Here is a 26,155-nt window from a genome sequence, read left to right as displayed (position 1 = left end):
TTGCGTCCGGGGCGCATCGGCTGATAACATGGTTGGGCGCGGGCGTTGTGTAGTGGTAAGACCTCAGCCTTCCAAGCTGATGACGCGGGTTCGATTCCCGCCGCCCGCTCCGATCCCTTCATAGAAGACCACGTCGCCCCCTGGGTCGTGACCCGGGTCATGACGTTCGGCCGCGTTGCCCTTCCCCCCCGCCCCCGCTAACCCTGCGCCCCGGAACGCCGCGGAGGGGACCCATGGCCGACATCGCGAAGGAGGCCGACCGGGCCAAGTCAAAGCGCGTGGGCAACCTGACGCGCCTGGCGCCGTTCTTCCGCCCCTATCGCGCATGGGTCGCCGCCGCGGGGGCCGCGCTGGTCCTGACGGCCTGCGTCAGCCTGGTCCTGCCCCTGGCCGTGCGCCGCGTCGTGGACGGCTTCCAAACGGAGACGTCGGCGCTGCTGGACCAGTACTTCCTGGCCGCGCTGGGCATCGCCGCCGCCTTGGCGCTGGGCACGGGGCTTCGGTACTATCTGGTGACGCGGGTGGGCGAGCGTGTGGTGGCGGACATCCGCAAGGCGGTGTTCGCGCGCATGATCGGCATGTCGCCCGACTTCTTCGACGGCATCCTGACCGGCGAGGTCCTGTCGCGCATCACCACCGACACCACGCTGCTGCTGTCCGTGATCTCGTCCTCGGTGTCGGTGGCACTGCGCAACGTCCTGATCTTCGCGGGTGGCCTGGCGCTGATGCTGTGGACCGCGCCGAAGCTGGCGGGCCTGGTCCTGCTGATCGTGCCCGCCGTCGTGCTGCCCATCGTGATCCTTGGCCGCCGCCTTCGCACCCTGAGCCGCGAGAACCAGGACTGGATCGCCGAATCGTCGGGCCGCGCGTCCGAATGGCTGCTGAGCGCGCAGACGGTCCAGGCCTATACGTTCGAGGGGGAGGCGCGGCGGCGCTTCGACGGCGTGACGGAGGACAGCTTCGTGTCCGCCCGCAAGCGGATCGGCACCCGCGCGGTGATGACGGTGATCGTCATCGCGCTGACCTTCGTGGGCATCGTGGGCGTGCTGTGGATCGGCGCGCGCGACGTGCGGTCGGACGTTATGACCATCGGCGAGCTGATCCAGTTCCTGATCTACGCGATCATGGTGGCCGGGTCCGTGGCCGCCCTGTCCGAAATTTGGGGCGAGCTTCAGCGCGCCGCGGGCGCGACGGAGCGCCTGATCGAGCTGCTGGACGTGGACGACCACGTGCGCGACCCGGACCGGCCCGTGCCGGTGCCCGACCTGAACCGCGCGGTCGCCTTCGAGGGGGTGACCTTCCGGTATCCGACCCGGCCGCAGGTGGCGGCCCTGGACGGGATCGACCTGACCGTGACCCCCGGCGAAACGGTGGCGCTGGTGGGTCCGTCGGGGGCGGGCAAGACTACCGTGATCCAGCTGCTGCAACGGTTCTACGATCCCGACGAGGGGCGGATCACGCTGGGCGGCGTCGATCTGCGGGACATGGACCGCGACGCGTTCCGGGCCCTGATCGCCCTGGTGCCCCAGGACCCGGTGATCTTCGCCGCCAGCGCGCGCGACAACATCCGCTTCGGCCGCCCCGACGCCACCAACGCGGAGGTCGAGGCCGCCGCCCGCGCCGCTGCCGCGCACGACTTCGTGGCGGCTCTGCCGGACGGCTACGACACCTATGTGGGGGAGCGGGGGGTGATGCTATCGGGCGGGCAGCGCCAGCGGGTCGCCATCGCGCGCGCCATCCTGCGCGACGCGCCCATCCTTCTGCTGGACGAGGCGACGTCCGCCCTGGACGCGGAATCGGAGCGCGCGGTGCAGGAGGCCGTCGCCCGGCTGGCGCGGGACCGCACGACGATCATCGTCGCGCATCGGCTGGCCACCGTGAAGGCGGCCGACCGCATCGTCGTGATGCAGGACGGCCGCGTCGCAGCGCAGGGCACGCACGACGAGCTGGTCGCGCAGAACGGCCTGTACGCGCGTCTGGCGCGGTTGCAGTTCACGGAAGGTCTGGCCGCCGAGTGACCGACGCGTCCGCGCGGTTCCGCGCCCCGTTGCCGTGACGGCATTCCGGGCGGGCGGCGGGGCGCGACGCTTGTGGATCCGGGGGCGGGTCTGCATCCTGCCCCCACCGATGGGATGGATCGGGCCGAACGACACGAGGGGGGGAGCCCATGGCCTTCAGAGGCGAATTCGACGTCCGCGAGATCGAGGGCCGCGCCCCGTGGGAGGAGGCCCGCCCGGCCAGGACGCTGCATCGCCTCCTGACGCAGACCCGTGACGCGCACGGGTCGCGGCCCGCCCTTTCGTATCAGTTGACGTCGGGGCCGAAGGACGCCGCCGAGACGCTGACCTGGAACGAGTTCCATTGCCGCGTGACGCAGGCCGCCAACCTGTTCCGCAGCCTGGGCGTGGGACCCACGGACGTCGTCGCCTATGTGCTGCCCAACTGCACGGAGACCGCCTGCGTGCTGGTCGGCGGCACGGTCGCGGGCATCGCGAACCCCATCAATCCGCTTCTCGAAGCCGACCAGATCGCCGCGATCCTGCGCGAAACGAAGGCCAAGGTGGTGGTCACCCTGCGGGCGTTCCCGAAGACGGACGTGGCCCAGAAGGTCGCCGCCGCCGTCGCCAAGGCCCCCGCCGTGGAAACGGTGGTCGAGGTCGACCTCCACCGCTATCTGACGGGCGTCAAGAAGCTGATCGTGCCGTTGATCCGTCCGAAGAACCCGGTCGCGCACAAGGCGCGCGTCCTGAACTGGGCGACCGAGATCGCGAAGCAGCCGACCGACCTGGCGTTCGAGGATCCCGACGAGGACCGCGTCGCGGCCTATTTCCACACGGGCGGCACGACGGGCATGCCCAAGGTCGCGCAGCATCGCTATGACGGGATGATCTATAACGGGTGGATCGGGCAGCAACTTCTTTTCAACGAGCGGGAGGTCGTGCTGTGCCCCCTGCCGCTGTTCCACGTCTTCGCCTGCCACGTGATCCTGATGGCGATGATCGCGTCGGGGGCGCATGTCGTGTTCCCGACGCCGCAGGGCTATCGGGGCGACGGCGTGTTCGACAACCTGTGGAAGCTGATCGAGCGGTACAAGGTGACGTTCATCATCACCGTGCCGACGGCCATCGCCGCGATGATGCAGCGCAAGGTCGATGCCGACATCTCGAGCGTGAAGACGGCGTTCAGCGGGTCGTCGCCCCTGCCGGTGGAGCTGTTCAACCGGTTCGAGAAGACGACCGGCGTGACCATCGTCGAAGGCTATGGCCTGACGGAGGCCACCTGTCTGGTGTCGTGCAACCCCACGGACGGACAGAAGAAGATCGGCTCGGTGGGCCTGCCGTTCATGTTCACCGACGTGCGGATCCTGGACGGGGACGGGTCCGACTGCGCCCCCGACACGGTTGGCGAGATCTGCGTCAGCAGCCCCGGCGTGTACGACGGGCGGACCTATACCGACCCGGCGAAGAACGCGGCGCTGTTCCATCACGGGCGCTACATGCGGACGGGCGATCTGGGGCGGGTGGACGGGGACGGATACCTGTGGATCACGGGGCGGGCGAAGGACCTGATCATCCGGGGCGGCCACAACATCGACCCCGCCCTGATCGAGGAGGCCCTGGCCGGGCACGAGGCCGTCGCCGTGGCGGGCGCGATCGGCCAGCCGGACGCCTTCGCGGGCGAGCTGCCCTGCGCCTATGTCGAGCTGGTGGCGGGCGCCACCGCGACGGAGGAGGAGTTGCTGGCGTGGTGCGAGGCGCGCGTGCCCGAGCGCGCGGCACGCCCCAAGCACCTGGAGATCGTGGACGAGCTGCCGAAGACCGCGGTGGGCAAGGTGTTCAAGCCCGACCTGCGCCGCATGGCGATCGCCCGGATCTACGACGCGGCGCTGGCGGAGGCGGGGTCGGACGCGCGCGTGGCCCGTGTGGTCGAGGACGGCAAGCGCGGCCTGGTGGCGCAACTGTCGGGGCGCGACGGCGCGGACGAGGCGCTGGTGGCCGAGACGCTGGGCGCGTTCACCCGGCCCTGGGAATGGGCCGCCTGAACGGGGCGGCGGGTCCGGCCGGGTCGGGGGCGCGTCCCTAGCCGCGATACGCGAAGACGCTGTCGCCGCGTCCGTGCGGTTCGGTCCAGTCCGGCTCCGGCCCGATCGGCACGATGCGGTACGGGTTTATCGATTCGTGGCTGTAGTGGTAATGGCGCGAGATGTGGCCGAAGTCGCAGGTGCCGGCGACGCCGGGGACCCCGTACAACTCGCGCGCATAGGCCCAGAGGCGGGGGTACTCGATCAGCTTGCGGCGGTTGCACTTGAAGTGCCCGTGATAGACGAGGTCGAAGCGGACGAGGGTGGTGAACAGCCGCCAGTCGGCTTCCGTGATGCAATCGCCCGCGACGTAGCGGCGTTCCCCCAGGCGCCCTTCGAGCCAGTCGAGGGCGTCGAACAGGGCGGTGACGGCGTCGTCGTAGGCGGACTGGCTCGTGGCGAAGCCGGACTTGTACACGCCGTTGTTGACGGCGTGATAGACGCGGTCGTTTACGCGGTCGATCTCCGCCCGCATGTCGGGGGGATAGAGGTCCAGGCGGTTGCCCGTCAGGTCGTCGAAGGCCGTGCCGAACATGCGGATGATCTCGGCCGATTCGTTGGACACGATGGTGTCGCGCATGCGGTCCCACAGGATCGGAACGGTGGCGCGCGTCGTCGCATGGGGGTCGGCGCGGACATAGACGTCGCGCAGGAAGGGCAGGCCCATCAGGCGGTCGCCTGTCGCGCCGGAAAAGTCCGTGTCGAAGGTCCAGCCATCTTTCAGCATGTCGGGATGGACGACCGAGACGTCGATCGCGTCCTCCAGCCCCTTCAACGCCCTGACGATCAGGGCGCGGTGGGCCCAGGGGCAGGCGAGGCCGACATAGAGGTGGTAGCGCCCCGCCTCCGGCGGGTGGTCGCCGTCCCCGTCGATCCAGTCGCGGAAGCTGCTGTCCGCGCGGACGAACGCCCCGTCCTTGCCTTGTCCCACGTCGTTGCGGTCCTGCCAGACCCCGTCGATCAGCTTGCCCATGTCGTGCCCTCCGGTTCGACCGGACGTTAGCGCGGACGCGGGCCGGGGACCCCCCCGATGGGCGCGCAGGGAATGTGCACCCCCGTACGGACCGCGTGCGCCCCCGGGGCCGCGCGGACCCGTCCGGGCGCGCCTTCAGTCACATCGCAGGGCGCCGTTCCGGTTCGTGATCGATCGGCCGCGGCACGGCCCGTCGAGGCGGACACTGGTGTCCTTCCATCGGCTTCCGTCGTGGCAGCGGCAGCGCAGCTGGGTGCCCGTGGACCTGCACGCCGCGCAGGTCCGCACGTAGGAGCCGCCGGGGAGGGGAGCCTCCATCGCGACGAAGGTTGTGATGACGCCCGACGTCATGCCGCCGGCAGCCCGCCGGGTCCGCAGATAGGCGCCGATCGGCAGGCCGGACCCCTTCAGCCAGCAGGCGTTCCGCTCGGTCACGGTGAAGGCCCCGCAGGTGTCCGCGCGCCGATAGCCATAGAGCGTGGTTCGCCGCGCGCACATGCTGCGGCACAGGTGGACGGCTTCGGAATGCGACCGTCGGGCATAGGAGATGGGGGAAACGGGCAGGTCGTTGCCGGGCAGATCGGTCTGATGCAGCACGCGGCTGATGCGGATCTTCCGTCCGCTCACCACGTCCGGGTCGGCGACGCTCGGACGCCGAAGGGCGCGGTGGTCCTTCAGGTAGCAGACCGCATAGCGCCGGCCCGGACCGGGACGCGAGCCCGCGCGCGTGACCGAATAGGCGGCGCAGTCGCGGTCGCGCATGCACAGCTGACGGCACTGGGTCGCGGCCCCCACGGTCGGTGCCGGGAAAAGGGTCTGCCAGTGGTAGTCCATCCCGGGAATCGTGCAGCCCCATTCCGCGGTCATCTCGGGCGGTGCGAAGAGGTCTCCGCGAAGGGGTTGCTCGGCCCGGGCGGGCAGGGTCAGGAGCAGGATCGAAAGGCAGCGAAGCAGATGTCTCATGATGCTTTCCTTCTGAAAGCACCGAGCATCGCCCGAGAAGGCGCGATCTGGCAACGATCCGTTCACCGGACCGCATCGCGCCCGGATGCCCGGCAGCCCGCCCGGAAGGCGACTTCGCCGGGCGGGGGTCGCGGTCCGGCGGGGGGTCAGCCCGCCTTCTTGGCAGGGGCCTTCTTCTTCGCGGGCGCCTTGGCCGTCGCGGCGGGCTTCTTCTTCGGGGCGGCCTTCTTCCGTGTCGCGGGCTTCTTGCCCGACTTGGCCTCGCGCTCGGCGATCAGCTCGACGGCGCGGTCCATGGTCAGGTCGGCGGGCTGGACGTCCTTTGGGATCGTGGCGTTGACCTTGTCCCACTTGACGTAGGGGCCGAACCGGCCGTCCATCACGACCACGGGGCCGCCGCGTTCGGGATGCTCGCCCAATTCCGCCAGGGGGGGCTTGGCGGCGCCGCGCCCGCGCCCGCCGCCGGCCTGCTTCTTGGCTAGTTCCTCCACCGCGCGGTTCATGCCCAGCTCGAAGACGTCGTCCTCCGATATGGGGGCATAGACCTTGTTCCACTTCACCGCCGGGCCGTAGCGGTAGAAGTTCGTCACGACCATCTCCCCGTCCTCGGGGTGGGGCCCGACCTCGCGCGGGAGGTCGAGGAGGCGCAGGGCCTTCTCCAGGTCCACGTCGTCCGTGGGCCAGGACTTCGGCACGCTGGCGCGCCTGGGCTTGGGGTCCGCCTCCGTCGCCTCGCCCAGCTGGACGTAGGGGCCGAAGCGCCCGGTCTTCAGCCACACCTCCAGGCCCGATTCCGGCTCGACGCCCAGCATCCGGTCGGCGCCCGCGGCCTCGCCCTCCAGGCCCGGGGGGCCGAAGGGGCGGGTGTAGCGGCAATCCGGATAGTTGGAGCAGCCGATGAACGCGCCGCCCGAGCGCGCGGTTCGCATCGACAGGCGCCCCATCCCGCAATTCGGGCACAGGCGGGGGTCGCTGCCGTCGCCCTTGTCGGGGAAGAGGTGCGGCTCCAGCACCTCGTTGATCTTCTCGAGCACGTCGGTGATGCGAAGCTCCGCCGTCTCGTCCACGGCGGCCTTGAAGTCGCGCCAGAAGCGGGCGAGCACCTCCTTGTAGTCTGCGTCGCCCGCCGACACCTCGTCCAGCTCGTTCTCCAGCCCGGCGGTGAAGTCGTAGCCGACGTAGCGGCGGAAGTAGTTCGCCAGGAACGTCGTCACGAGCCGGCCCTGGTCCTCGGGGATCAGGCGGTTGCCTTCCTTGCGGACGTAGCCGCGGTCCACGATCGTGGACAGGATGGAGGCATAGGTCGACGGACGGCCGATGCCCAGCTCCTCCATCTTCTTGACCAGCGTGGCTTCGGTGTAGCGGGGCGGCGGCTGGGTGAAGCTCTGCTGGCCCAGGACGGCGGCGTCGTCCGAGCGGAGCAGCGCCTTCTCCGACGTCTCGTCCCGGTAGGCGTCCGCGACCTTCTTCAGTGCATCGCCTTCGTGGATGGCGGGCAGGCGCTTGTCGTCGCCATCGTCCGCGACGTCGTCGCGCCCTTCGGTATAGACCTTCATGAAGCCGTCGAACACGACGACCTGGCCGGTGGCGCGAAGCTCGACCTCGCCGTCCGGGCTGGCGACGGTGACGGTCGTGCGCTCCAATCGCGCGGCCTCCATCTGGGAGGCCAGGGTCCGCTTCCAGATCAGGTCGTAGAGCTTGCGCTGATCGGCGTCGGAGATCTTGGCGTCCTCCGCCGACCGGCCCATGTCGGTGGGCCGAATGCATTCGTGCGCTTCCTGGGCGTTCTTCGCCTTGTTCTTGTAGAGACGCGCCTTCTCGGGCAGGTAGTCCGGCCCGTAGCGGTCCCTCACGGCGTCGCGGGCCCCGTCCACCGCTTCGGGCGCCATGTCGATGCCGTCGGTCCGCATGTAGGTGATGAGGCCCGCTTCGTACAATCGCTGGGCGGTGCCCATGCAGGCGCGCGCGCCCATGCCGAACTTGCGGCTGGCTTCCTGCTGCAGCGTGGAGGTCATGAAGGGTGGCGACGGGTTGCGGGTGCCCGGCTTCGCCTCCACCGACCGCACGGACAGGTCGCGGCTGTGGACGGCCTGGACGGCCATCTCCGCCTGGGTGGCGTCGGTCAGGGTCAGGCGTTCGATCTTCCTGCCCGACAGGGTGACCAGCCGCGCCTCGAAGGTCTGGCCGCGCGGCGTTTCCAGCGTCGCGCGGACCGTCCAGTATTCCTGGGGAACGAAGGCCTCGATCTCCATCTCGCGGTCGACGATCAGGCGCAGGCTGACGGACTGGACGCGGCCCGCCGATTTGGACCCCGGCAGCTTGCGCCACAGGACGGGGGACAGGGTGAAGCCCACGAGGTAGTCCAGCGCGCGCCGCGCCAGGTAGGCGTCCACGAGGGGGGTGTCGATCTCGCGGGGGTTGGCGATGGCGTCGAGCACGGCCTTCTTCGTGTTCGCGTTGAAGGCCACCCGGCTGACGGGCATGTCCTTCTTCAGTGCCTTCCGCTTGCTCAGAGCCTCGCGCAGGTGCCACGAGATCGCCGGCCCCTCGCGGTCGGGGCCGGTGGCCAGGATCAGGTTGCCGTCCTGTGCCAGCGCGTCGGCGATGGCCTTGATGTGCTTGCGGCTGTCGGTCGGGATCTCCCACGTCATGTCGAAGCCGTTGTCGGGATCGACCGAACCGTCCTTGCCCACCAGGTCGCGGACGTGACCGTAGCTGGCCAGAACCGTGTAGTCCTTGCCGAGATAGCCGTTGATGGTCTTGGCCTTGGCCGGGGATTCGACGACGACGACGGGCATGGCGTGATCCTTCAGGGCGGCGGGCGGCGGTCTGGCGGGGGAATGTGGCGACGGCCCGAGCGATGTCAATGGGCCGTCCGGCTGCCCCTAGGTCCGCGTCAGGCCCCCGCCGGGACGGCGGTTGACGTGGCCCCGCAGCTCCAGTTCCGACAGGGCGGCGGCGACGCGGTGGGGGGCCGCGTCGGCGTCGCGGGCCAGCTGATCCTCCGACACGGGCGTGGCGGAGAGCAGGTCCAGCAGGCGCGCGGACAGGTCGTCCGCGGTCGCGACGATGGGGGCCGATGACTGGGCCGGGACGCGGTCCGGGGGCGGTTCGGGCGCCGGCGCGGCGGGCCGGGCGTCGAGCAGGTCGAGCACGTCGCCCGCGTTGCGGACCAGCGTGGCGCCGTCGCGCAGAAGCGCGTTGCAGCCCGACAGGCGCGCGTCCGACGGGTGCCCGGGGACGGCCATCACCTCGCGCCCCTGGTCCAGGGCGTCCCGCGCGGTGATCATGCTGCCCGACCGGGTCGCGGCCTCCACCACGACGACGGCGTCGGACAGGCCCGACACGATGCGGTTGCGCCTGGGAAAGTCGCGCGCGGCGGGGGCGTGGCCGAAGGGTCGTTCGGTCAGGGACAGCCCTTCGACGATGATGCGCCCGGCGAGGTCGACGTTCTCCGGCGGATAGGGCTTGTCCAGGCCGCCCGCATGGACGGCGACCGTGAGGGGCAGGGCGGCGTCGTGCGCTATGGCGTCGATGCCGCGCGCGAAGCCCGACACGACCGCGACGCCCGCGCGGGACAGGTCGCGCGCCAGGTCGCGGGCCATGCGCCGTCCGGCGGAGGACGCGTTGCGCGTGCCCACCACGGCCACGCAGGGCCGGCGCAACAGGTCCGCATCCCCCGCCAGCCAAAGGACGGGCGGGGCGTCGTCCAGGTCCATCAGGCGCGTCGGATAGTCGGGGTCGCCGCGGGTGACCAGGCGCGCGCCCAGGGCGCGGGCGGCGCGGCCCTCGTCGCGCACGGCGGATTCGGGGGCGGGGGCATAGCGCGCGTCGCCCGCCTGCGCGGCCAGGTCGGGCAGCGCGTCGAGCGCGGCCACCGCGTTGCCGTGCAGGGCCATGAGGCGGCGCCATGTCACGGGCCCCACGCGGCGGGACCGGATCAGGCGCAGCCGCGCCAGGCGTTCCGCCGGGCTGTCCGCGGGGGCGGCCCGGGCCAGGGGGGCCGCGTCCTCCAACAGTTCGACGGCGAAGGGCGGCGGCAGGGGGTAGGCGGTGGGATCGTCCATGGCGGGGGCCTAGGCGGACGGGGTAAACGGGAGGTTAACGCCCGCCCACGCCCGGGGCCGACCCCGTCGCGTCAGGCCCGTTCGAGCAGCGAGCGCCCGTCGTATCCGGCGGGATACAGGTTCTCGTAGATCGGCTCCAGGGTCTGCTGGTCGAACAGGCTGGACACGGAGGTGCCGTTCCAGATGTTCAGGATGGCCTGGGCCATCAGGGGCGCGGTGGGGATGATGCGGATGTTGGCGCAGTCCCGGACGGCCGGGGTGGCCTGGATCGTGTCGGTGATGACCAGCGACGCGAGATTGGACGCCTCGATCCGGTCCACGGCGGGGCCCGACAGGACGCCGTGGGTGATGTAGGCGTGAACCTCCAGCGCGCCGGCGTCGAGAAGCACGTCGGCCGCCTTGCACAGCGTTCCGGCGGTGTCGCAGATGTCGTCCACGATCACGCATTTCTGGCCCGTGACGTCGCCGATCACCGTCATCTCGGACACTTCGCCGGCCTTCTCGCGGCGCTTGTCGACGATGGACAGCGGCGCGCCGATGCGCTGGGCCAGCTCGCGCGCGCGGGCCACGCCGCCGACGTCGGGGCTGACGACCATGACCTCGTCCATCGCGCCGGGGAAGTGGTGCAGGATGTCGAGCGCGAAGATCGGCGAGGCGTAGAGGTTGTCGACGGGGATGTCGAAGAAGCCCTGGATCTGGGCCGCGTGCAGATCCATCGTCAGCACCCGTTCGATGCCCGCCGTGACCATCATGTTGGCGACCAGCTTGGCGCTGATGGGCGTGCGGGCCTTCGTGCGGCGATCCTGGCGGGCGTAGCCGAAATAGGGGACCACGGCGGTGATGCGCTGAGCCGACGACCGGCGCAGGGCGTCGGCGATGACCAAGAGCTCCATCAGGTTGTCGTTGGCGGGGTTCGACGTCGACTGCACGATGAACATGTCCTCGCCGCGGACGTTCTCGTAGACCTCGACGAAGATCTCCTGGTCGTTGAACCGTTCAACCCGGGCGTTCAGAAGCTGGACCTTCATGCCGCGGTGCATCGAGATGCGGCGCGCGATGCCGTCGGACAGGGGCCTGTTGGCGTTGCCGGAGATCAGCTTGGGGTCGGGGTTCTGCATCCGCACGCTCCATCGGGGCCGGTCCGCGTTGCGCCCGGGCTTACACGCGCGCTAGCGTCGCGTGAACCTGAAAGGCCTACGCATGCGCACCATCGAATACTTCTTTGCCACAGTGTCCCCCTATACCTACCTGGCCGGCACGCGGCTGGAGGCCGTGGCCGCCAAGCACGGCGCGGCGATCGAGTACCGGCCGCTGGACATCATGGCTCTGTTCGCGCGCACGGGGGGCACGCCGCCGAAGGACCGCCACCCAAACCGGCAGGCCTGGCGGCTGCAGGAGCTGCGGCGGCAGGCCAGGAAGCTGGGGATGCCCATGAACCTGCGACCCGCGCATTGGCCGACCAACCCCGCGCCGTCGTCCTATGCCATCATCGCGGCGAAGGAGGCGGGCGGCGACGTGGGCGCCTTGGCCCATGCGTTCACGCGCGCCTGCTGGGCGGAGGAGCGGGACGTCGCGGACGACGCGGTGATCCGCGACGTGCTGGCAGCCAACGGGTTCGATCCGGGGCTGGCCGATTCGGGCCTGCTGAGCGGGGCGGAGGCGTATGCGCGCAACCTGGAGGACGCGGTGGCGAAGGGCGCGTTCGGGGCGCCGTTCTACCTGGTGGGCGAGGAACGGTTCTGGGGGCAGGACCGCATCGGGGACGTCGACCTGTTCCTTGCAGGCGAGCTTTAGGGTCCGCCGCATCCTCAACCTTTTCGCTGCGCTGCGGCGACGTTCCTTCGGCCGGTCGTCACGAGGCGGGTGCCGGTCGGGGTCAGTGTGCCCCCGAGCGGGGCGTGGGGCAAGCGGCGGGCACCGGGGCGGCCGGGACCAGGCGGGGTTGGCGTTCGGGACGGTCGTGGGCGTCGCGTCGCCGATCCGAAGGCCCGCGGATGGGCCGGTGATTCGCTTCGCCGGGCCTGTCTGCGACGTGTCTGCGGAGCGTCTGCCCCGCGTCGGACGAAGATGCGCCGTTGGGGGCGGTGGCCCCCGCGCGGGGAGCGCGGGGGCGTGATGCGAGGTGGGGGTCCGACCCCCTATTCCGTCCAGCGCACCCCGGTCAGGTCGTTGGCCTGGGTCGGCGCGTTCTCCCACAGGCCTTTGATGCGGGCATCGGCGATGCCGGTCTTGGCCAGCTGGAAGAGGAACGCGTTGACGTGGTCCGCGGCGATCGTCTGCTGCGCCTGACGGAGCAACGCGCTGCGCTGTTCGGGGTTCGTTTCGCGGTCCAACTGCTCGATCAGGGTCTGGAAGGCCGGGTTGTCGTACTGGAAGTAGTAATCGGGCCGGGCATAGATGTTGATGTCCGCGGGTTCCGTGTGGCTGACGATGGTCAGGTCGAAGTCCTTGCCGCGGAACACCTGTTCCAGCCATTGCGCCCATTCGAGGTTCTGGATCTCGGTCTCGATGCCGACGTCGCGCAGCTGGCTCGCCACGATCTCGCCGCCCCGGCGGGCATAGGCGGGGGGCGGCAGCATCAGGCGCAGGGCCCGTCCGTCGTAGGAGGATGCTTCCAGGGCGGCGCGGGCGGCTTCGGGGTCGAAGGCGCTGTCGGCGGTCAGGTCCACGTAGTCGGGATTGTGCGGCGCGAAGTGGGTGCCGATGGGCGTGCCGTAGCCGAACATCGCGCCGTCGATGATGGATTGCCGGTCGATGGCGTGCGTGATCGCGCGGCGCAGGTCCGGATCCAGGGTGGCGTTGTTCATGCCCAGGATCGTCTCGCCCTCCGTGCTGCCGACGATGACGCTGAAGCGGGGATCGGCCTCGAACGCCGCCAGGGTTTCAGGGGCGGGGAAGTTCGGGAAGGCGTCCACGTCGCCCGCCATGAGGGCGGCAAAGGCGGCGTTGGGGTCGGAGATGAACTTGAACGTGGCGGACTCGAGCGCGGGCGCCTCGCCCCAGTAATCGGGGTTGGCGACCAGCTCGACCCGGTCGCCCTGGACCCATTGCCCGAAGGCGAAGGGCCCCGTGCCGACGGGGTTCGTGGCGTTGCCGTCCGCCGTTTCGGGGGCCACCACGACCGCGTCGCCCCAGGCGAGGTTGAAGGGCAGGTTGCCGTTTGGCGCGTCGAGCACGATGCGCACGGTGGTCGGGTCCACGGCCTCCACCGACTGGATCCCCGCGAACAGGGCCTTCTGGGCGTTGATCGAGTCCTCCGCCCGGGCGCGGTCCAGGCTGAACACGACGTCGGACGCGTCCATCGCGGTGCCGTCGTGGAACGTCACCCCGTCCCGGAGGGTGAAGGTCCAGACGGTGCCGTCCTCCGACGTGGTCCAGTCGCGGGCGAGCGCCGGCTGCACCGCGCCGTCCGACCCGATGCGGGTCAGCCCTTCGAACAGGTTGGCATAGACGACCTCGTCGATGGCCGCGGCCGCGCCGCCGGTCGGGTCGAGGTTGGGGGGTTCCAGCTGCATCCCGATGGTGATGTCGGTCCCCTGCGCCATCGCCGTCCCGGCCAGGAGCGTGGCGATGATCGTGCCGCGGATGAGCATGTGCGGTTCTCCCCCAAAGGTGTCGCGAGGGGGAGGGTATGCCCCGGCACCGGGCCGGGGCAAGCGGGTTCAGGCGGGCGCTTCGGCGTAGCCCGCGACGATGTCCACCATCCGGTCCGGAGGCAGGATCGGGGGCAGCAACGTCAGGAACCCGCCGTCGCCGTCCATCACGTAGATATGCGCGCCGTGGGCGTAGACGACGTTGCCTTCCGGGTCGGTGAACAGCGCCGTGCGCTCGACGTGGAACGCCGCGCGGGCGTCCGCAAGGGCATCCTGCGAGCCGGTCAGGCCCAGGAGCCCGGGGGCGTACTCGTCCAGGGCGGGGCCCATCGCGGCCACGGTGTCGACGTCGGGGTCCACCGTGATGACGAGGGGCGTGACGCCGATGCCGCGTTCGGTCAGGTCGGCCGCCACCTGCGACAGGATCGGCAGCGCGACCGTGCAGATCGCCTGGCAGGTGGCATAGCCGAAGAACACCAGCTGGACGTGCCCGTCGGGGTCGGTCCGGTCGCGCGCCCGCCCGTGATGGTCGGTCAGCGCATAGGCGCCGCCGATATCGGCGGGGAACGCCGTGTCCGGTCCGGGCGCCAGGAGGGTCGCCTGCTGCGCCGCCCCGGGAACGGCCAGGCAGGCCGACAGAAGGAGGGCGAGGCGCATCAGAACCAGTCCGCGATGAACGCCTCGTCGACCTCGGGGCCCAGGCCGAGATAGCCTTCGTCCTCGATCTCGGACAGGATGCGGGGGTCGCGGCGGAACCAGGGGCCGGGCCCGGCGGCGTCGGGGTGGCGTTCGGCCCAGTCGTCCGTCCAGCGGTTCGCGCGGATCCATTCGCCGCCTTCGGGCCGGATGCGCTGCACAAGATAGACGTTGGTCGCGCCGACGAAGTCGTCCTCGATCAGCAGCCCGTCCACGTCCACGGTCTGGCCGCAATAGGGGGCCAGGTCCGCCACGGCGCCGTTGAACGCCGTCTGCGCGTTCTTCAGGGGGAACACCATGGCGTCGTCGGCCTGCCGGATCAGCACGACCTGCCGGTCGCCGCCGCCGCAATCGGCGGCGCATTCGCCCGTGAACTCGCACAGGGGGTCGGCCACGCGGGCGGCGAAGGTGGCCTTCCGTTCGCCGAACAGGCCCCATTCGCGGGCTTCCGACCCTTCGGAGAAGTCCTGGGCCGCGGCGGGCAGGGCGAGGGCCGCGACCGCGGCGACGATGGGGACGAGGCGGATCATTGCGGCGCCTCCGATTCGGGGATGGCGAAGCCGGGGATGACCCCGAAATCGTCGTGGGTCGCGTTGACGATGTCCTGGTCGGCCAGGACCTCCTCGACCACCAGGTAGTTCAGGCCGTCGCGGACATAGAGCATCCCGTCCGCCGTTATCGTGTGAGACGCGATGCGCAGGCTGGTGTCGCCGCCCGCCGTTTCGGGGTCGCCCGCCATCTTCAGGACCATGTACACGGTCCCGTCCTCCGCCAGGAGGCCCACGGGGATGCCGCCCGCGCTGCACCACAGCGCGCAGGTGTGATGCGCGCTGCCGACCACGGCGTCGGGCCCGCCCATGACGCCGGAGAAATAGCACCAGGTGTCGATCACCTCGCCCGTGACCTGGACGCGTTCGCCCGTGGCCGCATGGGCCGCGGGGGTCACCGCGAGTAGAAGTGCGAGTGTCCGTAGCATGGCGTTCCTCCCCAGGTGTTGCGACGCGAGGTAAGCCTGCCCCGTGCGGGGGCCGTCTGGCAATTCACGATTTCCCCGGCGGCCGGGCCCGCGCCATCGCGCCGGACTGGAACGCCTCGCACAGCTCGTTCACGGGGCAGGTGCCGCAGGACGGGTCGCGCGACCGGCAGATGCGCTTGCCGAAGGTCAGCAGGAGGACGTGGCCGGGCGCGCGGTACCCGTCGGGGATGCGCGCTTCGAGCGACGCGGCGGTCTGCGCCTCCGTTTTGCCCCGGGCCAGGCCGATGCGGTTGCAGACGCGGTGGACATGGGTGTCGACGGCGACGACCGCGTCCCCGAAGGTGAAGTGCTGCACGATGTCCGCGCATTTGCGGCCCACGCCCGGCAGGGACATCAGGCCGGCCCGGTCGCGGGGGACTCGGCCGCCGTATTCGTCCAGCAGGAACCGGCACATCTTCTTCAGGTTGCGGGTCTTTACGTTGTAGAGGCCGCAGGGCCGGATCGCCTGCGCGATCACGGCGTCGTCGAGCTTCAGGATGCCCTTCGGCGTGCGGGCGAGCGTGAACAAAGCCTTCGACGCGGCGGCGGTGTTGCGGTCCAGGCTCTGGGCGGACAGCATGCAGGACACGACCGACCGAAACGGGTCGCGCCCCTTCTTCACCGTGGGGGCCTTCGCGTCCGGAAACGCGTCCCGGATGCGGTCGAAGGCTTCGCGGGTCTGGGTGTCGTCGAGCATGGCCCGAGGGTAGGGCATCGGGTCGGCGCTACCAGATGACGTCGAGGCCCGGCAGTTCGCGGAAGACCGCGTCCTTCGTGACGAAGCGATACCCGGCCGATCGTGCGGTGGCCGCGAGCATCCGGTCGAAGGGGTCGCGGTTGCGCCATCCGTGGCATGCCGCCCACTGCATGACGTTCGCATCCAGGACCGATTCCCTCATGCCCTGTTCCCGCAGTATCCTCGGGAGCCTTTCGGCGTAGGGCGTCATCTCCGGCCACTTGCCGATACGGACCTTGTTTCCGATCTCGTAGAACGACACCGGCGAGACGAACACTTCCGCGGAGCCGATCAGTTCGATCGCGGTTTCGCTCAACTCGTCCGTATCGTGAATCGTCCATGCCCAGACATGGGTGTCGAGCAGGATCATCCGGCTTCGCGACCGTCCCAAAGATCGAGTTCCGCATCGTCCATGGGTTCGAACCAGTCGGGCCCCTTCCCCAGTGTCCCGGGCGGCAAGATGCCGATCTTCACGCCGTTCGGCAGGATCGTCGGCTCATGCTCGGTCGTTTCGATCCCGGCCAATCGCGCGACCTCCCGGCCGTCCTTCACGAGCGCGACCTCCTCGCCCCGTGCCATCGCTTCGAGCGCCTCCGAAAGTTCGGTCATGTGGGTGACGTCGAGTTTCATGGCGCGCTCCGGGCGGGGGGTCGGGGCAGTCTAAGGCGGGGGCGTCGTCCGATCAACGCGCCAGCAATCGGTGCAGCGCAAGGCCCATGACCTGCGCGCTGCTGACCATGTCGTCGATGCCGACCCATTCGTCGGGCTGGTGCGCGAGGTCCAGGATGCCGGGGCCGTAGGCGATGCAGTTCTTCAGCCGTCCGATCCGGTCGATGTGCTTCTGGTCGTAGGTGCCGGGCGAGACGACGAACTCGGCCTCCCGGCCCAGGACGTCGCGCACGGCGCCGCGCACGACGTCGACGATGGGGGCGTCCGGCGGGGTCATGGTCGGCATGACCTCGAACAGGTCGCGGATCTCGTAGCGGAAGTCGGGGCGCCGAGCGCGCACGCGCTCCATCACGTCCGTCACCTCGCGCTTCACCTGGGCGATGTCCTCCTCGATCAGGAAGCGGCGGTCGATGGTCAGGACGCAGCGATCGGGGACGCAGGCGGAGGGCAGGCCGGTATAGCCGTCCTCCTGCACGGGCTCGCCGCCATGGATGGCGTTCAGGTTCAGCGTGGAGGACCGCGCCCCTTCGGGCACGACGGGCATGGCGGTGCGCTTGCCGGCCAGAAGGGGAAAGAGCGATGCCTCCATCTCCTCCAGCACGGCGCCCATGTGGCGGACGGCGCAGTCGCCGAGGAACGGCATGGAGCCGTGGGCGATGCGGCCCTTCGTTTCCACCTCCGCCCACCAGACGCCGCGATGGCCCAGGCAGATGCGGTCGGGGTTCAGGGGTTCGGGGATGACGACGTGGTCGACATGGGCGAAGCGGCCCCGTTCGGCCAGGTAGGCCACGCCGCCGTAGCCGCCCGATTCCTCGTCCGCCGTGGCCGATACCTCGATGCTGCCGGCGAAGTCGGGGCAGGCGGCGGCGAAGGCTTCGGCCGCGACGATGCTGGCGGCGATCCCGCCCTTCATGTCGCAGGCCCCGCGGCCATAGACGCGCCCGTCCGCCACCGTTCCCGCGAAGGGGTCGTGGGTCCACCCCTCGCCCACGGCCACGACGTCGTGATGGCCGTTGAAGTGGACGCAGGGGCCGGGGCGGGGTCCGTCCAGGCGGGCGACCATGTTCCACCGGGGATGGGCGTCGCCGTCGCCCGGCGTGCCTTCGGCGCGGATCAGCTCGACCCGCCAGCCCTCGCCGCGCATCCGGTCGCCCAACGCCTCGCACACGTCGCGGTAGTGGCGGCCCGGCGGGTTCAGGGTGGGGATGCGGATCAGGGCCTGGGTCAGCGCGACGATGGCGTCGCGGCGGTCGGCGATGCGGTGCAGGAGGGCGTCCATGCGCGCGACCCTGCCGCGTCCCGGGGGCCATGGCCAGCCCGGTCGGTCCACCCTATGTGACGTCCATGCTTGGACTGGTCCGCCTGCTGCTGTTGATCGTGGTCGTGCAGACGATCGTGTACGCCTTCGTCGGCTTCTATCTGCGCGCGTCCCTGCGCGAGCGGCTGGAGGCGCGGTGGGAGCGCGAGCGTCCGCCCCTGCCGCGGGACCGCTTCGTGCAGAACGGCCTGGACGCGGCGCGGCCGCGCCACCGGCGCTGGCTGATCGGGGTCGTTTATGTGGTGCCGTTGGTGTTCCTGGTCGGGCTGATCGCCGTGCTGGAGGCGGTCTGAGCGCGCACCTTGCCCCCCGGTCGGGGCGGGACGCCCAGCTTGGTCCGGGCGGTGGGGTCGATCTTGGTCTTCCCCCACAGCGGCACGTCGGCGCGGAACGCGGCCCGCCCGATCATGTGCGCCGCGACGGGTGCGGTCAGCAGCAGGAACAGCACGATCGACACGCCGCGCGCGACCGTGGATGCGTCCCCGAACGCGAAGATCACCGCCAGCATGATCAGGCCGGAGGCCAGGGTGCCGGCCTTCGTGGTGGCGTGCATGCGGATCAGCACGTCGGGCAGCCGCAGGATCCCCAGGCCCGCGACGAAGGCGAAGAACCCGCCCAGGAGGACGGACGCCGACAGGAACAGTTCCAGGATCACGGCGCGTCCTCGCCCGAGGGGAAGGCCGCGTCCTGCCGGCGGTCGGGCGCGGCGCGGGCCACGCGGCGTTCGATGAAGCGGGCGAGCGCGACGGTGGCCAGGAACCCGATCAGCGCGAGCACGACGGCCACGTCGAGGAAGGCCCGCACGCCCGTCTGAAGGGTGTAGAGGCCGCAGAACGCCACGATCAGCACCGTCATCGTGTCCAATGCCACGACCCGGTCGGGCAGGCTGGGCCCCTTGATCAGGCGCACGAAGGCCAGCACGACGCCCGCCATCACCAGGACGAAGGCCAGCTGCACGGCCACGGACAGGATGGGGAAGCCTTCGATCTCGACGAACATCAGGTCAGCGCCTCCTTGACCCATCGCTCCATCCCGTCGCGGATGTCGGCGCAGATCTGATCGGGGTCGTCCGCGAACATGGCGTGGACGAACAGGGTGTTGCAATCCTCCGTGACGTCCAGCGACAGCGTGCCGGGCGTGAGCGAGATGAGGTTGGTGACGAGCAGCACCTCCGCCTCGCCCTTGGCGGCGAGGGGGACCGCGACGATGCCGGGGCGGGCGCGGTGGCGCGGGGTCAGGACGTCCCAGGCGACCTGGACGCTGCTGACGATCAACTCGTAGTGGAACAGGACGAGCAGCTTGATCCAGCGGTACACCCGCATGAAGTAGCCGCCCTGGTCCTGGAACAGCGGCGAGATGACCCACAGCGCCAGGAAGCCCACGACGTAGCCGATCGCCAGGCCCGTCAGGCTGAACGTGCCGGTCAGTCCGGCCCAGGCCACGGCGAGCAGCAGGTTGAGTAGGAAGACGCTCATGACGGGGCCCCCAGCACGGCGGTGACGTAGGCGGTCGGGTCGAGAAGCTCGTTCGCGGCGCGTTCGGCGACCGCGACGAACGGTTCGGGGAACAGGCCGATGACGACGGTCAGCACGGCCAGCCCCGCGATGGGACCGATCATGGCGCCGCGCTGCGCGGGGTGCAGGGACGTCAGCGTGGGCTCGATCCCGCCGGGGTGGGGCTTCCAGAACGCGCGACCCCAGATCTTCGTCATCGAGTAGATCGTCATGAGGCCGACCGCCAACGCGGCGAAGGCCACGACCCACATCGACAGGTCCATGGACGCCTTCACCAGCACGTACTTGGCCCAGAACCCCGACAGGGGCGGGAAGCCCGCGAGGCTGAAGGCGGGGATCAGGAACAGGAACGCCAGTACCGGCGCCCCGGCATAGAGACCGCCGATGCGGTCGATCTCCGTCCCGCCGGCGATCCGGTCGGCCACGCCCGAGACGAGGAACAGGTTGGCCTTCACGATGATGTGGTGGACCAGGTAGAACACGGCCCCCAGCAGCGCGAAGGGCGTCAGCAGCGCCAGCCCCAGGACCATGTAGCCGATCTGGCTGACGATGTGGAACGACAGGATGCGCCGCATGTCCGTTTGCGCCGCCGCGCCCAGGACGCCCACCACCATCGTGGCAACCGCGACCCACAGCATCACGGTATGGGTGAAGCCGACGTCGTGGACGAAGACCAGCGTGAACATGCGCATCAGGGCATAGACGCCGACCTTCGTCAGCAGGCCCGCGAACACGGCGGACACCGCGAAGGACGGCGTGTGGTAGGCGGCGGGCAGCCAGAAGAAGAGCGGAAAGACCCCGGCCTTGATCCCGAAGCCCACGAGGAACAGCCCCGCGATCATCGTCATCAGCGCGGGATCGGCCAGGGCCACGGCCCCCCGCAGGTCGGCCAGGTTCAGGGTGCCCGTCGCGCCGTAGAGGAGGCCGATGGCCGACAGGAACAGGATCGTGGAGATGAGGTTCAGCGCGACGTACTTGATGCCCGCGTCGAGCTGCGCCCGCGTGCCCCCCATCACCAGGAGGCCGAAGGACGAGATCAGCATCACCTCGAACCAGACGTAGAGGTTGAACAGGTCGCCCGTCAGGAACGCCCCCGTGACCCCCGCGATCAGCACCTGGAACAGCGCGTGATAGCCCAGTTCCGCGATGGGGCGGTCGATCTCGGCCAGGGCATAGATCGCGACCGCCAGGGCGGTGATGCCGGTGATGACCACCATCACGGCCGACAGCGTGTCGGCCACGAGCGTGATGCCGAACGGCGCGGGCCAGCCCCCCATCTGCGCGGCGACGGGTCCTTCCTGCAGGACCGCCATCAGCAGCAGGAGGCCCACGACGAGGTGGATGGCGGAACCCACGACGCTGATCCACCGCCCTTCGGCGTTGCGGCGGAACAGATAGGCCAGGATCGCCGCCACGAACGGGATCACGATGGGCAGGACGAGGGCTATGTCGGCGCTCATTCCTTCGGCTCCGCGATCCGCATCTCGTCGGAATCGAGGGTCCCGAGGTTCTGATAGCCCCGGTACACCAGCACCAGGGCGAAGGCGAACAGGCCGAAGCCGATGACGATGGCGGTCAGCACCAGCGCCTGCGGCAGGGCGTTCGCCACGCCGGGCGGCGGCACGTCGGCGCCATAGGGGACCAGCGGCGGGGATTCCGGCGTCAGGCGGCCGGACGCGAAGATCAGCAGGTTCGCGGCGTTCGAGATCAGGATCAGGCCGAACAGGAAGCGCAGGACGTTGCGCGCGAGCATCAGATAGACCGCCCCCGCCGTCAGCGCGCCGACCATGATGGCGACCAGGGGTTCCATCAGACCTCCTCCTCCAGGGCGAGGACGATCGTCAGGACCGACCCCAGCACCACGAGGTACACGCCCACGTCGAAGACCAGGATCGTGCTGAACGGCACGTAGCCGCCCTCGTACCGCCAGAAGGCCCAAAGGCCGTGAAACAGCTGGTCCCCGATCAGCAGGGGGATCACGCCGGCCAGAAGGGCCACGCCCAGGCCGACCGCCGCGATCATCTGCGGCTCCACCCGCAGGGCTTGCCGCGTGGCGCGGCAGCCATGCGCGATGGCGTAGAGGATGAAGCCCGTGGCGCCGATCAGGCCGCCGATGAAGCCGCCGCCCGGCTCGTTGTGGCCGCGCAGCAGCATGTAGATGCTGAACACGAGCAGGAGGCCGGTCAGCACGCGGGTGGCGGCCCGCACGATCAGGGAGGTGGAGCTCATCGCGGGCTTCCCCCCCTGTAGCGCGTACCGCGCAGGAGGCCGTAGGCGCCTAGGGCCGCGATCAGGACGACCGCGATCTCGCCGAAGGTGTCCAGGGCGCGGAAGTCGACCAGGATCACGTTAACGATGTTGCGCCCGAAGGCCTGTGGGACGCTGTTCGCCTCGAAGTATTCGGTGATGCGCAGATCGAGCGGCGTGGCCATGACGTGCAGCGCGACGAGCGTGACCATGGCGCCGATCGACAGCGACAGGATCATGTCCTTGCCGCGCACGGTCTTCACGTTCTCGGGCTTCATGTGCGGCAGCTTCAGCATCGCGACGGCGACCAGGACGACCTGCAGCACCTCCACCAGCAGCTGCGTGATGGCCACGTCGGGGGCGCCGAAGATGATGAAGACCAGCGCCACGCCCACGCCCACGACGCCAAGCGACGCGACGGCGGTCATGCGGCTGTTGGTGACGGCGACCAGCCCCGCGCCGGCGACGATGAAGATCAGCACGGCCCAGTGCTTGATGCGCAGCTCCTCAAGCTCGAACAGGTCGGGCAGGGTGCCCGCCCGGATCAGGGTCGCGGCCAGCATGACGGCCAGGGTGGAGAAGGTGACGAACACGTACACCCGCAGCCGCCCGCCCTGGACGAAGTTCGCCAGGCCCTTCGCGCCCGCGGCCACGCCGTCCATCAGGCGGTCCCATGCCGGGTCGGCCCCTTCGCCGAAGGTCTGCAACCCGCGGCGAATGGAACCGTGCAGCAGGTACAGGACCAGGCCCACGGCGAAGGTCGCGCCCGACAGGATCAGCGCGGTGTTGACCCCGCCGTAGAGGTAGAGGTCGAGCGCGACCGGCTCGCCCAGCACCGCGCCGGCCATCGCGCCCAGAAGCGGCTCCGTCACGTCGGGGAACAGGCCGAAGCCCAGTCCCAGGGCCGCCAGCAGCAGGGGACCGGCCAGCATCGCGGCGTCGCCGTCATGCGCGGTCTCCGCCGGGACGCTGCGGGGGCCGGTGAAGGGCCGGAACGCGACGATGCCCGCGGCCGCGAACATCAGCGCGCTGGCCGCGAAGGCGCAGCCCGCGACCCACAGCGTTCCGGGCGATTCCAACGCGCCCTTGTACAGGAACTCCTTGCCGATGAACCCGAACAGGGGCGGCAGGCCCGCCATGCTGGCCCCCGCCAGGAGGGCCGCGGCGAAGGTGAACGGCATCTTGCCGGCCAAGCCCCGCAGGCGGTCGACCTCGCGCGTGCCGGTGCCGTGGTCGATCAGGCCCGCCACCATGAACAAAGCCGCCTTGTAGAAGGCGTGGACGACGAGGAACACGACCATGCCCTCGATCGCGTAGGGGGTGCCGACCCCGATGAACAGGACCAGCGTGCCCAGCGCCATCAGCGTGGTCCAGGCCAGGACCTGCTTGATGTCCGTCTGCTTCAAGGCGACGACCGACGCGAACACGGCCGTGACGCCGCCGAAGACCGTCAGGGTCCAGAACCACGCATCCGTGCCGCCCATGGACGGGTTCATCCGCGCCAGGAGGTACACGCCGCCCTTCACCATCGTCGCCGAATGAAGGTAGGCCGAGACCGGCGTGGGCGCGGCCATCGCGTTGGGCAGCCAGAAGTGGAACGGCACCTGCGCGGACTTGGTGAACGCGCCGAGGACGACGAGGACGAAGATGCCGGGATAGAGCAGGCTCTGCGTCAGGTCGGGCAGCTCGGAGATGTTGAACGTCCCCGCCGCGGCGGCGATCAGGATGATGCCGGCCAGGAAGGCCAGCCCGCCCGTGCCGGTGACCAGCAGCGCCTGCAGCGCGTTGCGCCGGGACTTTGGGTCGTCCGCCAGGTAGCCGATCAGCAGATAGGAGCTGATCGTCGTCACCTCCCAGAACACGAACAGGGCGAGCAGGTTGTCCGACAGCACCAGCCCAAGCATCCCCACCATGAACGCCAGCAGGTAGGCCACGAAGCGGGGGTAATGCGCCTGATAGCCGAGGTAGCTGCTGGAATAGAGGGTGATCAGCGTGCCGATCCCCGTGATCAGCAAGGCGAAGGTCAGGGACAGCCCGTCGAGGAGGAACCCGATCTCGACCCCCAGCGAAGGAACCCAGTCCATCGTCCAAAGCACCGGCCCCTGCGTGACGGCGCCGATCTGCGTGCACAGCCAGGCGAACAGGGCGGCGGGGATCAGGATGGACACGATTCCGATCGGACCGCCCAGGGCAGGTGCGTCGTGCGATGAACCGGCCATGTATCCCCTCGTCGTCGTCCCGCGTCAGTTAGCAGCCTGTGTTGACAGATCAACCAATCGCTTCACCTTTCCGGCGATAGAGGCGCACTATCGGGGCAGGCATGCCGACATTGCAACAGTTTCGGTATCTGGTGGCGGTGGCGGACCACCTGCACTTCCGCCGCGCCGCGGACGCCGTCCACGTCACGCAGCCCACCCTGTCGGCGCAGCTGCGCGAGTTGGAAGGCAAGCTGGGCGTGCAGTTGGTCGAGCGTGCGCGCGGCGGCGTGCGCCTGACCCCGCCGGGCGAGCAGATCGCGGCCCGCGCCCGCGCCGTGCTGCGCGACGTGGCCGACATCGTGGCGCTGGCGCAGCAGGGGTCCGACCCCCTGTCGTCCACGATCCGGGTCGGCGTCGTCGGCAGCCTGGGGGGCTATTTCCTGCCGCTGGTGATCCCCGCCCTGCATGCGGCGCATCCCCGCCTGACCTTCTACGTGCGCGAGGGCTGGGCCGCGGACCTGCTGACGCGGCTGCGAGACGGGGCGCTGGACGCGCTGTTCCTGCCCCTGCCGGTGGAGGCCGCGGACCTGGTCGCGGCGCCCCTGTTCCACGAGCCGCTGCACGTCGTCCTGCCCGCCGACCACCCCCTGGTGGGGCGAGACGTCATCGCCCCCGGCGACCTGGCGGGCGAGGTGCTGATGACCTTGGAGAGCGGCCATCGCCTGCACGACACCGTGGCCGAACTGGCGCAGGCGACGGGGGCGCACCTGTCGCTGGACTACGAGGGGACGTCGCTGGACACGTTGCGCCAGATGGTGGCGACGGGGCTCGGGCTGTCGGTCCTGCCCGCGCTCTACGTCCGGTCGGAGGTCGCGCGCGAGGCCCTCGTGGTGGCCCGACCGCTGGCCGCCCCGCAGCCCGGACGGGACATCGGCCTGGTCTGGCGCCGGCAAGCGGTGCAGGGAAGCGCGTTCGGAACCATCGCGGACCTGATCCGGACGACGCTGGCCCGCGATGCCCCGGAGGTGCGGGTGATCGGTTGAGGGGCGGGCCGTGGCAACCCGACGTCGCCATTGCCCCGCACCTCTCGCCATGCGACGCTGGAGCCATGCGCGACGAGACCATCCAAGCCGACCCGGCGCTGGCGCGGAACGAGGGGATCCCGTTCGACCGGGCCCTGGTCGACGCCGTCCGGATCAACACCCCCGCCATCCTGCGGCGGGCCGGTACCATCGCGGCCCGGCGATCCGTGAAGAAGGACCACCAGGCCGCGTGGCTGGCCCGCGCCGTGTCGATGATCGACCTGACCACGCTGTCGGGCGACGACACGCCGATGCGCGTCCGCCGCCTGTGCGCCAAGGCGCTGGCCCCCGTCCGGGCCGACCTGCTGGAAGGGCTGGGCCTGCCGGATCTGCGCTGCGGGGCGGTCTGCGTGTATGGCGAGATGGTGCCCGTGGCGGTCGACGCGGTGGCGGGGCGGATCCCGGTGGCGGCGGTGTCCACGGGCTTTCCCGCCGGCCTGTCGCCCCTGCGCCTCCGCCTGGCGGAGATCGAGGATTCGGTCGCGGCGGGGGCGGCGGAGATCGACATCGTGATCTCGCGCCGCCACGTCCTGACGGGGGATTGGCAGGCCCTCTACGACGAGACGCGGGCCATGCGCGACGCGTGCGGGGCCGCGCACATGAAGGCGATCCTGGCGACGGGCGAGCTGGGCAGCCTGCGCAACGTGGCCAAGGCGTCGATGGTGTGCATGGCGGCGGGCGCGGATTTCATCAAGACGTCCACCGGCAAGGAGGGCGTGAACGCGACCCTGCCCGTGTCGCTGGTGATGATGCGGGCCATCCGCGACTATGGCGCGATGACGGGCCGGAAGGTGGGCTACAAGCCCGCGGGCGGGATATCGAAGGCCAAGGACGCGATCACCTATCTCGCGCTCCTGAAGGAGGAACTGGGCGACCGCTGGCTGCGCCCGGACCTGTTCCGCTTCGGGGCGTCGTCCCTGCTGGGCGACATCGAGCGCCAATTGGAGCATCACGTCACGGGGCGGTATTCCGCGGCCTATCGGCACGCGATCGGATAGGGAGG

General features: G+C 70.2%; 26 protein-coding genes and 1 tRNA gene. 7 read left to right on the top strand and 20 right to left on the bottom strand.

The window, feature by feature from the left end; all coding sequences use genetic code 11:
• Window positions 1-38 precede the first annotated feature (38 nt).
• The 3 genes from P0084_RS03375 to P0084_RS03365 all read left to right on the top strand — a co-directional run bounded on the left by P0084_RS03375 (window position 39) and on the right by P0084_RS03365 (window position 4,042).
• Window positions 39-109, top strand: a tRNA-Gly gene (locus P0084_RS03375).
• Between the two features lie 124 nt (window positions 110-233).
• Window positions 234-2,018, top strand: coding sequence for an ABC transporter transmembrane domain-containing protein (locus P0084_RS03370; protein ID WP_308915395.1), 1,785 nt, complete (start codon window positions 234-236; stop codon window positions 2,016-2,018).
• A gap of 149 nt (window positions 2,019-2,167) precedes the next feature.
• Window positions 2,168-4,042 (top strand): acyl-CoA synthetase, encoded by a 1,875-nt coding sequence (locus P0084_RS03365; protein WP_308915394.1) that lies wholly within the window; start codon window positions 2,168-2,170, stop codon window positions 4,040-4,042.
• Between the two features lie 37 nt (window positions 4,043-4,079).
• On the opposite strand, the gene P0084_RS03360 is transcribed toward P0084_RS03365, so the two are convergent.
• The 5 genes from P0084_RS03360 to P0084_RS03340 all read right to left on the bottom strand — a co-directional run bounded on the left by P0084_RS03360 (window position 4,080) and on the right by P0084_RS03340 (window position 11,202).
• Window positions 4,080-5,054, bottom strand: coding sequence for a glutathione S-transferase family protein (locus P0084_RS03360; RefSeq protein WP_308915393.1), 975 nt, complete (start codon window positions 5,052-5,054; stop codon window positions 4,080-4,082).
• 135 nt (window positions 5,055-5,189) lie between these two features.
• Entirely contained in the window at window positions 5,190-6,017 is an 828-nt protein-coding gene (locus tag P0084_RS03355) for a PAN domain-containing protein (protein ID WP_308915392.1), read from the bottom strand.
• Between the two features lie 146 nt (window positions 6,018-6,163).
• On the bottom strand, window positions 6,164-8,815 hold the full coding sequence (gene topA, locus P0084_RS03350) for a type I DNA topoisomerase (protein WP_308915391.1): 2,652 nt from the start codon (window positions 8,813-8,815) through the stop codon (window positions 6,164-6,166).
• Window positions 8,816-8,902: 87 nt separating this feature from the next.
• On the bottom strand, window positions 8,903-10,084 hold the full coding sequence (gene dprA, locus P0084_RS03345; protein ID WP_308915390.1) for a DNA-processing protein DprA: 1,182 nt from the start codon (window positions 10,082-10,084) through the stop codon (window positions 8,903-8,905).
• A gap of 71 nt (window positions 10,085-10,155) precedes the next feature.
• Window positions 10,156-11,202 carry a ribose-phosphate pyrophosphokinase gene (locus P0084_RS03340; RefSeq protein WP_308915389.1) on the bottom strand — a complete coding sequence of 349 codons (1,047 nt, stop codon included), beginning with the start codon at window positions 11,200-11,202 and terminating at the stop codon, window positions 10,156-10,158.
• Between the two features lie 82 nt (window positions 11,203-11,284).
• Here P0084_RS03340 and P0084_RS03335 point away from each other — a divergent pair, with 82 nt between their 5' ends.
• Window positions 11,285-11,878 (top strand): 2-hydroxychromene-2-carboxylate isomerase, encoded by a 594-nt coding sequence (locus P0084_RS03335; RefSeq protein WP_308915388.1) that lies wholly within the window; start codon window positions 11,285-11,287, stop codon window positions 11,876-11,878.
• 344 nt (window positions 11,879-12,222) lie between these two features.
• Here P0084_RS03335 and P0084_RS03330 read toward each other — a convergent pair whose 3' ends face one another.
• From P0084_RS03330 to P0084_RS03295, 8 genes are all read right to left on the bottom strand, one after another.
• On the bottom strand, window positions 12,223-13,677 hold the full coding sequence (locus P0084_RS03330; protein WP_308915387.1) for an ABC transporter substrate-binding protein: 1,455 nt from the start codon (window positions 13,675-13,677) through the stop codon (window positions 12,223-12,225).
• Between the two features lie 69 nt (window positions 13,678-13,746).
• Window positions 13,747-14,334, bottom strand: a complete 588-nt coding sequence (locus P0084_RS03325) for an SCO family protein (protein ID WP_308915386.1) — start codon at window positions 14,332-14,334, stop codon at window positions 13,747-13,749.
• Window positions 14,334-14,903: a hypothetical protein gene (locus P0084_RS03320; RefSeq protein ID WP_308915385.1), complete on the bottom strand. Its 570-nt coding sequence runs from the start codon at window positions 14,901-14,903 to the stop codon at window positions 14,334-14,336. The genes P0084_RS03325 and P0084_RS03320 overlap by 1 nt, the downstream gene beginning before the upstream one ends.
• A complete protein-coding gene (locus P0084_RS03315) occupies window positions 14,900-15,349 on the bottom strand; it encodes a hypothetical protein (RefSeq protein ID WP_308915384.1) in 450 nt (149 codons plus the stop codon). The genes P0084_RS03320 and P0084_RS03315 overlap by 4 nt, the downstream gene beginning before the upstream one ends.
• A gap of 64 nt (window positions 15,350-15,413) precedes the next feature.
• Complete coding sequence (locus P0084_RS03310) at window positions 15,414-16,085, bottom strand: endonuclease III domain-containing protein (protein WP_308915383.1); 672 nt, start codon at window positions 16,083-16,085, stop codon at window positions 15,414-15,416.
• Between the two features lie 28 nt (window positions 16,086-16,113).
• A complete protein-coding gene (locus P0084_RS03305; protein WP_308915382.1) occupies window positions 16,114-16,494 on the bottom strand; it encodes a type II toxin-antitoxin system VapC family toxin in 381 nt (126 codons plus the stop codon).
• Entirely contained in the window at window positions 16,491-16,754 is a 264-nt protein-coding gene (locus P0084_RS03300; RefSeq protein WP_308915381.1) for a hypothetical protein, read from the bottom strand. Before P0084_RS03300 ends, P0084_RS03305 begins: the two co-directional genes overlap by 4 nt.
• A gap of 52 nt (window positions 16,755-16,806) precedes the next feature.
• Window positions 16,807-18,072 carry an acetylornithine deacetylase/succinyl-diaminopimelate desuccinylase family protein gene (locus tag P0084_RS03295; RefSeq protein WP_308915380.1) on the bottom strand — a complete coding sequence of 422 codons (1,266 nt, stop codon included), beginning with the start codon at window positions 18,070-18,072 and terminating at the stop codon, window positions 16,807-16,809.
• Window positions 18,073-18,137: 65 nt separating this feature from the next.
• Here P0084_RS03295 and P0084_RS03290 point away from each other — a divergent pair, with 65 nt between their 5' ends.
• Window positions 18,138-18,404, top strand: coding sequence for a hypothetical protein (locus tag P0084_RS03290; protein WP_308915379.1), 267 nt, complete (start codon window positions 18,138-18,140; stop codon window positions 18,402-18,404).
• On the opposite strand, the gene mnhG is transcribed toward P0084_RS03290, so the two are convergent.
• The 7 genes from mnhG to mbhE are packed head-to-tail and all read right to left on the bottom strand — an operon-like array spanning window position 18,347 to window position 24,091.
• Window positions 18,347-18,766, bottom strand: coding sequence for a monovalent cation/H(+) antiporter subunit G (mnhG, locus tag P0084_RS03285; RefSeq protein ID WP_308915378.1), 420 nt, complete (start codon window positions 18,764-18,766; stop codon window positions 18,347-18,349). The genes P0084_RS03290 and mnhG overlap by 58 nt on opposite strands.
• Window positions 18,763-19,110, bottom strand: coding sequence for a cation:proton antiporter (locus tag P0084_RS03280; protein WP_308915377.1), 348 nt, complete (start codon window positions 19,108-19,110; stop codon window positions 18,763-18,765). The genes mnhG and P0084_RS03280 overlap by 4 nt, the downstream gene beginning before the upstream one ends.
• Window positions 19,110-19,586 carry a Na+/H+ antiporter subunit E gene (locus P0084_RS03275; protein ID WP_308915376.1) on the bottom strand — a complete coding sequence of 159 codons (477 nt, stop codon included), beginning with the start codon at window positions 19,584-19,586 and terminating at the stop codon, window positions 19,110-19,112. The genes P0084_RS03280 and P0084_RS03275 overlap by 1 nt, the downstream gene beginning before the upstream one ends.
• Window positions 19,583-21,085 (bottom strand): Na+/H+ antiporter subunit D, encoded by a 1,503-nt coding sequence (locus P0084_RS03270; protein WP_308915375.1) that lies wholly within the window; start codon window positions 21,083-21,085, stop codon window positions 19,583-19,585. Before P0084_RS03270 ends, P0084_RS03275 begins: the two co-directional genes overlap by 4 nt.
• Window positions 21,082-21,435, bottom strand: coding sequence for a Na+/H+ antiporter subunit C (locus P0084_RS03265; RefSeq protein ID WP_308915374.1), 354 nt, complete (start codon window positions 21,433-21,435; stop codon window positions 21,082-21,084). The genes P0084_RS03270 and P0084_RS03265 overlap by 4 nt, the downstream gene beginning before the upstream one ends.
• The gene (locus P0084_RS03260; RefSeq protein ID WP_308915373.1) at window positions 21,435-21,854 is read right to left on the bottom strand and encodes a Na+/H+ antiporter subunit B; all 420 of its coding nucleotides are present in this window, start codon (window positions 21,852-21,854) and stop codon (window positions 21,435-21,437) included. The genes P0084_RS03265 and P0084_RS03260 overlap by 1 nt, the downstream gene beginning before the upstream one ends.
• Window positions 21,851-24,091 carry a hydrogen gas-evolving membrane-bound hydrogenase subunit E gene (gene mbhE / locus P0084_RS03255; protein ID WP_308915372.1) on the bottom strand — a complete coding sequence of 747 codons (2,241 nt, stop codon included), beginning with the start codon at window positions 24,089-24,091 and terminating at the stop codon, window positions 21,851-21,853. The genes P0084_RS03260 and mbhE overlap by 4 nt, the downstream gene beginning before the upstream one ends.
• A 101-nt stretch (window positions 24,092-24,192) precedes the next feature.
• Between mbhE and P0084_RS03250 the strand changes: the two genes are divergently transcribed.
• Complete coding sequence (locus P0084_RS03250) at window positions 24,193-25,113, top strand: hydrogen peroxide-inducible genes activator (RefSeq protein ID WP_308915371.1); 921 nt, start codon at window positions 24,193-24,195, stop codon at window positions 25,111-25,113.
• A 65-nt stretch (window positions 25,114-25,178) separates the two neighbouring features.
• The gene (gene deoC, locus P0084_RS03245; RefSeq protein ID WP_308915370.1) at window positions 25,179-26,150 is read left to right on the top strand and encodes a deoxyribose-phosphate aldolase; all 972 of its coding nucleotides are present in this window, start codon (window positions 25,179-25,181) and stop codon (window positions 26,148-26,150) included.
• Window positions 26,151-26,155: the final 5 nt, after the last annotated feature.

Origin of the sequence: Jannaschia maritima, assembly GCF_030973515.1 — a bacterium.
Lineage (GTDB): Bacteria > Pseudomonadota > Alphaproteobacteria > Rhodobacterales > Rhodobacteraceae > Jannaschia > Jannaschia maritima.
The sequence above is the reverse complement of the archived record's forward strand: the minus strand, read 5'-3'. Positions and strand labels throughout refer to the sequence as shown.

Excerpts from the sequence above, each read along its gene's own strand:
- P0084_RS03370 (WP_308915395.1), top strand. The coding sequence starts at position 234 with ATGGCCGACATCGCGAAGGAGGCCGACCGGGCCAAGTCAAAGCGCGTG.
- P0084_RS03365 (WP_308915394.1), top strand. The coding sequence starts at position 2,168 with ATGGCCTTCAGAGGCGAATTCGACGTCCGCGAGATCGAGGGCCGCGCC.
- P0084_RS03360 (WP_308915393.1), bottom strand. The coding sequence starts at position 5,054 with ATGGGCAAGCTGATCGACGGGGTCTGGCAGGACCGCAACGACGTGGGA.
- P0084_RS03355 (WP_308915392.1), bottom strand. The coding sequence starts at position 6,017 with ATGAGACATCTGCTTCGCTGCCTTTCGATCCTGCTCCTGACCCTGCCC.
- topA (WP_308915391.1), bottom strand. The coding sequence starts at position 8,815 with ATGCCCGTCGTCGTCGTCGAATCCCCGGCCAAGGCCAAGACCATCAAC.
- dprA (WP_308915390.1), bottom strand. The coding sequence starts at position 10,084 with ATGGACGATCCCACCGCCTACCCCCTGCCGCCGCCCTTCGCCGTCGAA.
- P0084_RS03340 (WP_308915389.1), bottom strand. The coding sequence starts at position 11,202 with ATGCAGAACCCCGACCCCAAGCTGATCTCCGGCAACGCCAACAGGCCC.
- P0084_RS03335 (WP_308915388.1), top strand. The coding sequence starts at position 11,285 with ATGCGCACCATCGAATACTTCTTTGCCACAGTGTCCCCCTATACCTAC.
- P0084_RS03330 (WP_308915387.1), bottom strand. The coding sequence starts at position 13,677 with ATGCTCATCCGCGGCACGATCATCGCCACGCTCCTGGCCGGGACGGCG.
- P0084_RS03325 (WP_308915386.1), bottom strand. The coding sequence starts at position 14,334 with ATGCGCCTCGCCCTCCTTCTGTCGGCCTGCCTGGCCGTTCCCGGGGCG.
- P0084_RS03320 (WP_308915385.1), bottom strand. The coding sequence starts at position 14,903 with ATGATCCGCCTCGTCCCCATCGTCGCCGCGGTCGCGGCCCTCGCCCTG.
- P0084_RS03315 (WP_308915384.1), bottom strand. The coding sequence starts at position 15,349 with ATGCTACGGACACTCGCACTTCTACTCGCGGTGACCCCCGCGGCCCAT.
- P0084_RS03310 (WP_308915383.1), bottom strand. The coding sequence starts at position 16,085 with ATGCTCGACGACACCCAGACCCGCGAAGCCTTCGACCGCATCCGGGAC.
- P0084_RS03305 (WP_308915382.1), bottom strand. The coding sequence starts at position 16,494 with ATGATCCTGCTCGACACCCATGTCTGGGCATGGACGATTCACGATACG.
- P0084_RS03300 (WP_308915381.1), bottom strand. The coding sequence starts at position 16,754 with ATGAAACTCGACGTCACCCACATGACCGAACTTTCGGAGGCGCTCGAA.
- P0084_RS03295 (WP_308915380.1), bottom strand. The coding sequence starts at position 18,072 with ATGGACGCCCTCCTGCACCGCATCGCCGACCGCCGCGACGCCATCGTC.
- P0084_RS03290 (WP_308915379.1), top strand. The coding sequence starts at position 18,138 with ATGCTTGGACTGGTCCGCCTGCTGCTGTTGATCGTGGTCGTGCAGACG.
- P0084_RS03280 (WP_308915377.1), bottom strand. The coding sequence starts at position 19,110 with ATGTTCGTCGAGATCGAAGGCTTCCCCATCCTGTCCGTGGCCGTGCAG.
- P0084_RS03275 (WP_308915376.1), bottom strand. The coding sequence starts at position 19,586 with ATGAGCGTCTTCCTACTCAACCTGCTGCTCGCCGTGGCCTGGGCCGGA.
- P0084_RS03270 (WP_308915375.1), bottom strand. The coding sequence starts at position 21,085 with ATGAGCGCCGACATAGCCCTCGTCCTGCCCATCGTGATCCCGTTCGTG.
- P0084_RS03265 (WP_308915374.1), bottom strand. The coding sequence starts at position 21,435 with ATGGAACCCCTGGTCGCCATCATGGTCGGCGCGCTGACGGCGGGGGCG.
- P0084_RS03260 (WP_308915373.1), bottom strand. The coding sequence starts at position 21,854 with ATGAGCTCCACCTCCCTGATCGTGCGGGCCGCCACCCGCGTGCTGACC.
- mbhE (WP_308915372.1), bottom strand. The coding sequence starts at position 24,091 with ATGGCCGGTTCATCGCACGACGCACCTGCCCTGGGCGGTCCGATCGGA.
- P0084_RS03250 (WP_308915371.1), top strand. The coding sequence starts at position 24,193 with ATGCCGACATTGCAACAGTTTCGGTATCTGGTGGCGGTGGCGGACCAC.
- deoC (WP_308915370.1), top strand. The coding sequence starts at position 25,179 with ATGCGCGACGAGACCATCCAAGCCGACCCGGCGCTGGCGCGGAACGAG.